We start from the raw sequence: 583 nt of genomic DNA, 5'->3' as shown, positions 1-583 counted from the left end.
GGCGCGCTCGGTCGGCGCGAAATGCTGATCCGCGATCGAGCCGACGATCTTGCGGTTCACCTCCTCCGGCCACGGCGCGAAGATATCGCCACTTCGCAGCCCCGCCTCGACATGTGAGACCGGAATGCGATGATAGTACGACGCCAAGGCGCCAGTCATCGCAGTCGCAGTGTCGCCCTGGACGATAACTCTGGTGGGTTTCACCTTCTCCAGGACTTCTCCGATCTGCGCCAACAATCGACCAGTAAGATTGTCGAGCGTTTGATTGACCGTCATTACGTTGAGATCGAACTCCGGGACCACCTTCGCCAGCTTGAGAACCTGGTCGAGCAGCTCTCGGTGCTGCGCCGTTGCGCAGACGGTGAAGGCGACATCCTTGTTCTTTTCGGCCTTGAGCCGATTGATGACCGGAAACAGCTTGATCGCTTCCGGCCGCGTTCCCAACAGGATAAGAAAATGCTTACGCACGTCTCACCCTCCGACCCGACCAGCCCCCGGAGGGAGCGCACTGTACATTGCAGGTGCCCGCCGAAGCGCCTGCCGCACGAGGGCTTGCGCCAGGACACTCGCAAACAACGTATTC

General features: G+C 60.2%; 1 protein-coding gene. It reads right to left on the bottom strand.

Features of this window, described 5'->3' with window-relative positions; genetic code table 11:
* Positions 1–468: UDP-N-acetylglucosamine 2-epimerase (locus tag FXV83_RS42270; protein ID WP_187436559.1), on the bottom strand; the 468-nt coding region annotated here is incomplete at its 3' end.
* Positions 469–583 lie beyond the last annotated feature (115 nt).

This window comes from Bradyrhizobium hipponense (assembly GCF_008123965.1).
Classification (GTDB): Bacteria; Pseudomonadota; Alphaproteobacteria; order Rhizobiales; family Xanthobacteraceae; genus Bradyrhizobium; species Bradyrhizobium hipponense.
Note: the sequence above shows the minus strand (reverse complement) of the source record. Positions and strands in the feature narration are given on the sequence as shown.